9 protein-coding genes are annotated in these 8,348 nt (G+C 59.4%); 5 read left to right on the top strand and 4 right to left on the bottom strand.

What is annotated here, in order from left to right; genetic code table 11:
- The 4 genes from ACILRA_RS15885 to ACILRA_RS15870 all read right to left on the bottom strand — a co-directional run.
- The coding region (locus ACILRA_RS15885) for a recombinase family protein (RefSeq protein WP_395663053.1) at positions 1 to 314 on the bottom strand (314 nt) is incomplete at its 3' end.
- An 11-nt stretch (positions 315 to 325) separates the two neighbouring features.
- Positions 326 to 1,036, bottom strand: a complete 711-nt coding sequence (locus ACILRA_RS15880) for a group II intron maturase-specific domain-containing protein (RefSeq protein WP_395663052.1) — start codon at positions 1,034 to 1,036, stop codon at positions 326 to 328.
- A 138-nt stretch (positions 1,037 to 1,174) separates the two neighbouring features.
- Positions 1,175 to 1,960, bottom strand: a complete 786-nt coding sequence (locus tag ACILRA_RS15875) for a reverse transcriptase domain-containing protein (protein WP_395663051.1) — start codon at positions 1,958 to 1,960, stop codon at positions 1,175 to 1,177.
- Positions 1,961 to 2,549: 589 nt separating this feature from the next.
- Positions 2,550 to 2,921: a DUF2924 domain-containing protein gene (locus ACILRA_RS15870; protein ID WP_395663050.1), complete on the bottom strand. Its 372-nt coding sequence runs from the start codon at positions 2,919 to 2,921 to the stop codon at positions 2,550 to 2,552.
- 93 nt (positions 2,922 to 3,014) lie between these two features.
- On the opposite strand from ACILRA_RS15870, the gene ACILRA_RS15865 reads away from it, so the two are divergent.
- The 5 genes from ACILRA_RS15865 to ACILRA_RS15845 all read left to right on the top strand — a co-directional run.
- Positions 3,015 to 3,833: an NAD-dependent epimerase/dehydratase family protein gene (locus ACILRA_RS15865; RefSeq protein WP_395663049.1), complete on the top strand. Its 819-nt coding sequence runs from the start codon at positions 3,015 to 3,017 to the stop codon at positions 3,831 to 3,833.
- A 63-nt stretch (positions 3,834 to 3,896) separates the two neighbouring features.
- Positions 3,897 to 4,961, top strand: coding sequence for a sugar ABC transporter substrate-binding protein (locus ACILRA_RS15860; RefSeq protein ID WP_395663048.1), 1,065 nt, complete (start codon positions 3,897 to 3,899; stop codon positions 4,959 to 4,961).
- Positions 4,962 to 4,966: 5 nt separating this feature from the next.
- Entirely contained in the window at positions 4,967 to 6,499 is a 1,533-nt protein-coding gene (locus ACILRA_RS15855; RefSeq protein ID WP_395663047.1) for a sugar ABC transporter ATP-binding protein, read from the top strand.
- 22 nt (positions 6,500 to 6,521) lie between these two features.
- A complete protein-coding gene (locus tag ACILRA_RS15850) occupies positions 6,522 to 7,487 on the top strand; it encodes an ABC transporter permease (protein ID WP_395663046.1) in 966 nt (321 codons plus the stop codon).
- On the top strand, positions 7,484 to 8,348 hold an 865-nt coding region (locus ACILRA_RS15845; protein ID WP_395663045.1), incomplete at its 3' end, for a LacI family DNA-binding transcriptional regulator. The genes ACILRA_RS15850 and ACILRA_RS15845, both read left to right, overlap by 4 nt.

The raw sequence follows: 8,348 nt of genomic DNA, 5'->3' as shown, positions 1-8,348 counted from the left end.
CGGTCGAACACTTCGACCAGCTTCGAGAAATCCATCAGCGAGCGCGACAGGCGATCGATCTTGTAGACGACCACTACGTCCACGAGGCCGTCCTCGATGTCGGACATTAGCCGCTGCAGGGCAGGGCGGTCCAGCGTACCGCCGGAGATACCACCATCGTCATAATGTTCGCGCACCAGCGCCCAGCCCTCGGAGCGCTGGCTGGCGATATAGGCCTCGCATGCCTCGCGCTGGGCGTCGAGCGAATTGAATTCCTGCTCCAGGCCCTCCTCGGAGGACTTGCGAGTGTAGACCGCGCAACGCAGCTTGCGCATGGCAGGCTTGGTCACGCGCGCCTCCCTGATTTGATATGATCGTGGGGATGAGGCGCTTGGGCAGGATTGCTCCCGCCGGTTTCCCCATCCCCCGTTCCCGAACCCGGCGGGCACCTTTCGTTATGCACCGGGCTCTCCAGCAGTGGCTGAGCGTAGTCGGGGTATTTCAGTCCAATGAGGTTGTGACGCTCGACCTTGAGGTCGGCGACGATTGCCAGCGGTTTCAAGTCGGTCCACTGGCGGCGGTTTCGCCCCGGAAGCTTCCGCCAGTGAAGGCGGTAGATCTTTCGGGCGCCCGTCTTGGAGTACTTCTTTCGGAGCCAGGACCAGACACGGGTCCACACGTAATGATCTATGCGCGTGAACACGGCCTTGGCACCTATGCAATGCCTGTAGAAGTTTCCCCAACCCATCAGAACCGGGTTGATATCGTCAATGATGGCCTGCAAAGGCTCATGCACGCGATTTCTTCCCGTCAATTGCTTGAGGTTGTGGCAGAGTTGTTTGGCCTTCTCCTTCGGGATTTCGAGGCGAGGCCAGTAGCCCCACCTGTCGTCCCATCTGAGACGGACGCGGTGCCCGAGGAAGATGAAGCCCTCGTTCAACCGCGTGATGCGTGTCTTTTCGGGCGAGAGCGTCAGTTTGAGCTCTGCCGACAAGAATGACGCCAACTCCTCCTTCTCGGTCCGGACCTGTTCTTCAGTCCCGGCGACGAGAACCACAAAATCGTCCGCATAGCGAATGGGGAGCATGACCGGCCGTCCCGCCTTGCGCTCATAGTGGCGGAACTTTCGGATGGCATCTCCGGGGCGGGCGTAGGGGTTGCCGTGGCGTGTTTTGCGCGCTGCGATGAACCTTGCTTACCTCTCCTCGATCGCTGACAGAGTAATGTTCGCCAGCAGCGGTGAGAGGATGCCGCCCTGCGGGGTTCCGAGGTGAGTGCGTGAGAATACGCCCTCGCTCAGTACCCCCGCTTTCAGGAAGGCGTTAACAACCCGGCATACCTTGTTGTCGCGCACGCGTTTCCGCAGGCGTGACATGACATGGTGATGGTCGATGTTGTCGAAGCACCCCTTGATGTCTCCTTCGATGACCCATTCGTATGGCGGTGGAGACCATTCCGTCTCCGACACCCGAGACCCCTTTGGCCTGATCGCGTTGCGAATGTGTTCAAGCGCATCGCGGCAGGCTTTCCGAGGCCGGAAGCCGTAGGAGACCGGCAAGAAACCGGCCTCGAAGATTGGCTCCAGCAATTGAAGGACAGCAGCCTGAACGACCCTGTCCCTTACCGTCGGTACACCGAGAGGACGAAACTGTCCGGGTTTTCCCCGCTTAGGGATCATCACCCGCCGTACAGGCGAAGGGCGATAGGTTCCAAGGCGAAGAAGCGTTCTTGTCTCTTCAAGAAAGCGTTCCGGACCATTCTTCCTCTGCAATATCTTCCGAACGGTCACACGATCCGCGCCTGCGGAGCGCGCGCCGCGATTGCGCGCGACACGCCCCCATGCCACTCGGAGATTCCGTGGGTCTGTGACCCAATTCCATAAATCCCGATAGGCTTGATCAGGCTCGGCCCGACTCCACTTGTACAGTCTGTGTTGAATGTCGAGAAGCCATGCCTTATCGGCGTGATAGACAGTGTCCACTGCTATTTCTCCTTCTTGTCAGACTGACGCACTACCTGCTTCCCTTCGCCATGTGGCCGGCTTTCCCGACCTCGGACTACTATGGAAGCTCTGTGCCCTCGCGTGGCCATGGCCAGACTTCGTGGTGTGCCGATCAGAGATAACCGGCGGCCAGTTGAGGGTTCCAACGTTCCATTCACGAACCCGTGGATCGTTAGGCGACCTGCTTTACCCCAGGGTGCTCTGTCTGAAGTCCATGATGAGAGGACTTCAGTCATATCGCTTTCGCAACATGCCCAGTTCGACTTCGGTAATCGAACCGGATCACGCACCGTTCCCTCCGCTGTCTCGTTGAGGGGGATGGCATTAAGTACTGAGGCTTCAAACACAGGCTTCGTATTACTCGCCGTAGATCCTTCGGTAGCCCGGCTTGGGAGTAGACAGCTCCGTTTCCGGGCAGTTAAAGCCGCTCGGCTATTGCGCCTCTGACGTCGAATCCCGTCATTGACGTGCGGCTCCCTTTCAACCAGGCTCATCTCATGGTGAAGCAGCTCCTTTGACTGCTGGTTGTGAATGGTTTGTACACGGACTATATCACTCATACTCGTACTCACTTTGTGCGCTTCCGTGTACTGACGTTGCGCAATCCGAAGAAGGCGAGACCGTTCCACTGCGTGCCGGTGATGGCGCGCGCAGTGGCAGAGAGCGACTTGTATGGGCGCCCCCGGTATTCGAAGTCGTTGTCCCGAACCGTGACGCAGTGTTCCACACCTTGGGATTCACGGATCAGCCGCGTCCCTGAGATTGGCCGGTCATTGGCGGGACGCTTGCGCACATCGACGCGCCCACCGTCCAACTCTTCGCCCAGCTTTTCCAGCCGCCGAACCGTCTCGGGCTTCAGCCCGCCGTAGGCCAGTTGCTGGATTTGGTAGGCGAGGCGCCTTTCGAGGTAGTACCGGTTGAACGCCGGCTGATCAAACACTCAACCACCTCTGGGAGCGACAACGCGCGCAAAGAGTTTCACAGTTGACAGATGTTTAAGAATCGATTTATCGTTAAAATCTGGGAGCGTGAGATGCGGATACTGGTTACCGGCGCAGCTGGACACATCGGTCAAAAACTCGTCGACCATCTCCGCGCGGAGCGAGGTGATTGCGATGTCGTCTGTCTCGATGTCGCCAAGTGTGCTCCCTACACTAACGTGTCACACGATCTTTCGAAATGGGACGAGAGTTGGACGGAGTTGTTCGCTGGCGTCGACGTGGTGGTACATCTCGCGGCTGACCGCTATCCCGCTGCAAACTGGAAGACAGTCCTGCCGCTAAATGTAGATCTGCTTCTAAATGTCTATGAAGCGGCCCGGAAGCATCGCGTCTCGCGCATCGTCTTTGCGTCCTCAAACTGGGTCTTGGGCGGTTATCGCTTTGAAGATGACGTCCGCCTGACGCACGAGACCCCACCCCGGCCGGTCAACCCATACGGCGCGGCGAAATTGTTCGGCGAACGTCTCGGCAAGCAATTATCTGACAGACATGGTATTTCTGTCATCAACCTGCGCATCGGATATAATCAGTGGCTGCGGGGCAACTTGCCATCACCGGCGATGGAACTCGGTGCTTGGGGTCAGATGCTCTGGCTGAGCGATCGAGATTACTGCCAAGCGATGGAGAAGGCGATTACCGTTAAGGACGTGGCCTACGCGACGCTCAACGTGACATCGCGCACAATCGGGTCGCGTTGGGATCTATCCGAGACCGAGCGCGTGCTCGGCTATGTGCCCCGGGACGAATATCAGGTCGCCCTGCCGCCGCGCGTGCGAATTACCCAGGGTTTGGCCAAGCTTCGCGACCTAGGCGGAGTTGGGTTGCGGCGGCTGTTCAGCGAGAACTGGTAAACGGTATCTGACTGCAGTTCCTGATGGTGGGGGCTGAAGATCCGATAGGGAGAGAAAACGACTATGTCATTTTATCGTTCCATAAAGTGGGTAGCACTGGCGGGCGCCCTGCTCGCGGCAGCGCCTGCCACAGCTCAGGAAACCCGCACGGAATTGGGCCAGTTGGCCTCGCGCGGGCAGCCAGTCGATATGGCCCGCACTGGCAAGGAGCCTGAGCCGCAAAAGGTCGAGGGTAAGATCCGCATCGGCTTCAGCCCGACGGCGATGAACACACACTACGACGTGGTTATTGCAGGAGCGCGTCAGGCGATCCGCGCGTTGGGCGACGAAAAGCTCGAACTCGTCATCCAGGCACCTTCGGGGCAATCGGGCATCGCCGAGCAGATGAACATCGTGGAGACGTGGGTGAACCAAGGCTATGACGCCATCGCGCTGGCGACGGCTAATGATCAGGCGATGATGCCAATCTACGAAAAGGCAGCTGCAGCAGGCATTCCCATCTTCTTGTTCAACATGCCGGTGACTAAATCGGATAACCCCTATTACGTGTCCAATGTCGGCTACGACCAGTTTGAGGCTGGCCGGCTTATGGGGCTCTATACAGTAGAAAAATACAGTGAAAAGCTGACCAATCTCGCAATCATCGAAGGCCTGCCGGGTGTCCACAATACGCAACGGCTGTCGGGTTTCATGGCAGGGCTCGGCGACAACGCAAACATCAAGATTGTGGCGAGCCAGCCGGGCGACTGGGTGCGTGATCGGGCGCAGGCTGTTATGGAAAATATCCTGACCGCAAATCCGAATGGGGTCGATGTCGTCTGGGGCCTTTATGATGAAATGGCCCTTGGTGCGCTGGCCGCGATCCGGACGCGTGGTCTTGCGGACAAGATCGACGTGCTGGGTTACGACAACACACCCGATGCGAATGGGGCAATCAAACGTGGAGAGATGACCGCGACGGTCGACACCGCGCCCAAGGAGATGGGCTACAACCTCGTCATGGCCATCAACTCCTATGTGGGCAAGGGCGAGATGGTGCCAAAGGTCATCAATTCCGAGGTCGTGGTCTGGGACCAGAAGACAATCGGTAGCTTCGACCCTTCCAATTACGTTTTCGTCGAGAAATGATGCAGATGCCCCTGAGCACGAACTTGTCTTCCGTAGAGGGGCCAATACTCTCGCTCAGGGGCATCGGAAAACGCTATGGGCCGGTGGAGGCGCTGCGCCCGCTCGACTTGGATGTGCTACCCGGCCAGATTGTTGCGTTGATCGGCGAAAACGGGGCGGGCAAGTCCACTTTAATGAAGATCGTCGCCGGGGCTGAAACCCCGACCTCGGGGACGATCACCTTTGCCGGAGCCGCATGGCGATTCGGCTCGCCACGCGAGGCGCGGAAGGCGGGCATTTCAATCGTCTATCAGGAACATGCGTTGCTCTACGACATGACCGTGGCGGAGAACCTGTTTATCGGGCGCCCTTTGCGTGCGGTCGGGGGGCTGATCGACATTCGCGCGATGCGCGCGGCTGCGCAGCAGTTCCTGACCACGCTGGGCGTCGAGATCGATGCTGAGCGGACCGTGGACACATTGACGATGGCCGAGCGACAGATCATCGAGATCGCGCGGGCGTTGATCGATGAGGCACGTCTAATCATCCTGGACGAGCCGACGGCCGCGCTTGAGAAGCGCGAACGCGAGAAACTGTTTCTGATCATGCGAGATTTGGCGGCGAAGGGTGTGGCCATTCTGTTTTGTTCACACCATCTTGATGAGGTGGTGGCTGTTGCTGAGCGCACCATCGTTCTGCGCGACGGACAACTGGTTGAGAATCTGGGCAAGACCGAGATTTCACCCGAACGCATTATCCACGCGATGATTGGCGGTGCCCTGCGCGAACACTATCCGAAGGAAGCGGGGATGCAACGTGCCGAGGCGCTGCTTGCAGTGACGCAACTCAGCCTCAACGGTGCACCCGGCTTCGATCTGACGTTGGCGCAGGGCGAGATTCTTGGGATTGCAGGACTTGATGGATCAGGACGCGAGTTGGTCGCGCGGGCGCTCTTTGGCCTGACCGGTAAACGGGCGGCACAAGCCACTCGGTTCGAGATCGACGGCAAGGCCACATCTCTGCCGCAGTATCCGGGAATGGCTGTCGCTCTTGGCGTCGGATTTCTGCCGGCTGACCGAAAGGTGGACGGGATATTCGCTGACCAGTCGGTGTCCTTCAACGCCTCGATTGCAGCACTCGGCCGCTTCGTGACCTGCGGCTGGCTCCGCGCACGGCGCGAAGCTGATGTTCTTGTGGGCGAACTTACCGCCGTCGCGCTAAGCTATTCCGGTCTAGATCAGGAGGCTCGGGCCTTGTCGGGGGGAAACCAGCAGAAGGTGATGCTGGCGCGCTGGTTGGCGCGACGCCCCAAGGTGCTTTTATGCGAGGAGCCGACCCGTGGCATCGACGTCCGCGCGCGGACCGAGATCTACCGGCTGATCGGTGATTTCGTTGCTTCGGGTCGCGGGGTGGTGCTGATGTCGTCCGACACTGCGGAGCTTGCGGGCATTTGCGACCGCGTGATGGTCTTTTACCGGGGCCGGGTCGTGGCCATTCTTCAGGGTCAGGGGCTTTCGGAAGAAGCCATCGCCCGACACGCCTATTCGGAGGTCGCCTAAATTGCTAAAGCAAAACTCTGTCTTGCCCGGACATTCCCGCGCCCGTCGTCGCGCCATCGATTTCTCCCGTGGTGGCGGGATCATGCTGGCCTTTGTGCTGCTTTGTGCAGCGCTGAGTTTTGCTTCCCCGTATTTTCTGACCGCCGACAACCTGCTTCTGGTGGCACGGCAGTCGGTCTTCATAATGATCGTAGCGCTGGCCATGACCTTCGTTGTGGCCATGGGCGGGATCGACCTGTCAGTCGGTTCAACCATGGCGGCGGCGGGCATGTGCGCGGCGGCACTTCTGAGCGCCGGTGTGTCGACCGGGCCTGCGGTTGGCGCTGCGTTGGTGCTCGGGCTTCTTGTTGGGCTGGCGAACGGTGCGCTTATCGCTGGCCTAGGCATGGCCGACTTCATCGTCACGCTCGGGATGATGAGCATCCTGCGCGGGCTGATCATGGTGTACTCCGAAGGTGTGCCAGTCTTCGGCCTACGTGTGCCTGGCTTTCAGTATCTCGCTCAAGGCTATGTTGGGTTGATTCCAGTTCCCGTTTTGATCGGTGCGTTCTTGTTCGTGCTCTGTGCCGTCCTGCTCTATCGAACGGAATTCGGCCGCCGCGTGATCGCTATCGGTTCGAATGCACAGGCGGCAAAACTGGTTGGCGTGCCAATCGAGCGTACGCGGATCCTAGTCTATGGCATCTGTGGGACCTTTGCCGCAGGTTCGGGTGTGCTGCTGACCTCGCGCCTCGAAGCTGCGATGCCGGAGGCTGCGGTGGGATACGAACTTGACGTGATCGCGGCCGTAGTGATCGGGGGCACGCGCCTGGCGGGCGGACGCGCCATCCTGATCGGGACGGTGATCGGTGCGCTCGTGATGGGGGTGGTGCGCAACGGCCTGACCCTGCTTCAGGTCAGTACCTTCTGGCACCAGGTTGTTATAGGCGTGATCATCCTGCTAGCTGTTGCCATTGACCGTTATTCGAGCGGGAGGGCGCAATCGTGACCGATCTTCGCAAGCCTACTCTGCGCGACGTTGCGAATTTGGCAGGCGTATCCGAGCAGACCGTTTCCAACGTGCTGAACGACCGACTCCCTGTCCGGCAGGAAACCCGTGAACGGGTCTTCGCGGCCACGCAGCAACTCAATTACCGGGTCAACAAGCTGGCACGCTCGCTCAAGACCAGCCGTTCGGCACTTATTGCGGTGATCCTTCCTTCGGTGACGAACCCGATCTACGCAGAAGTGGCGAATGTAGTCAGCAGGGCGGCGGTGCGCAGGGGTTATGCCGTCATGCTGGCGATTTCTGATCGCGAACCGGCCAATGAGGCACAGCTTGTCGAAACAGCACTCGATCACCAGGTGGCTGGGATACTACTGTCTTCGATCGACCCGAAAGGAACGGCTGGGCGGCGCGCAACTGCTCTTGGTGTGCCCTGCGTCCAGTTCTTGAACCGTGATCCATCTTGGACGGGAGACTACTTCGGTGCCAACAACGTGCGCGGCGCGCGCGAAGCCGTGGCGGCGTTAATCGCGGCCGGTCACCGCAAGATCGGCCATCTGCGCGGTCTTTCGTCATTTGTCGGTGACGAGCGTCTGCGCGGTTATCAGGAAGCATTGACCGATGCCGGGATTGGCTTCGACTCTGCACTTGTTGCTCCGGGTAACTTCAGCCGAGAAGGCGGCGGGCACGCCTGCGCGGGTCTTCTAGACATGCATCCCGAGATGACGGCGATCTTCTGTGCTTCTGATCTCATGGCATATGGCGCACTCGACGAAATTGCACGCCGTGGGCGTAGCGTGCCAGACGACATTGCTCTGGTCGGCTTCGACGACACGTCCTTTTCATCCCTTGCGGGAGTTTCGT

The organism is Aestuariivirga sp., assembly GCF_044239095.1.
In the GTDB taxonomy this organism is placed as follows: Bacteria; Pseudomonadota; Alphaproteobacteria; order Rhizobiales; family Aestuariivirgaceae; genus Aestuariivirga.
Note: the sequence above shows the minus strand (reverse complement) of the source record. Positions and strands in the feature narration are given on the sequence as shown.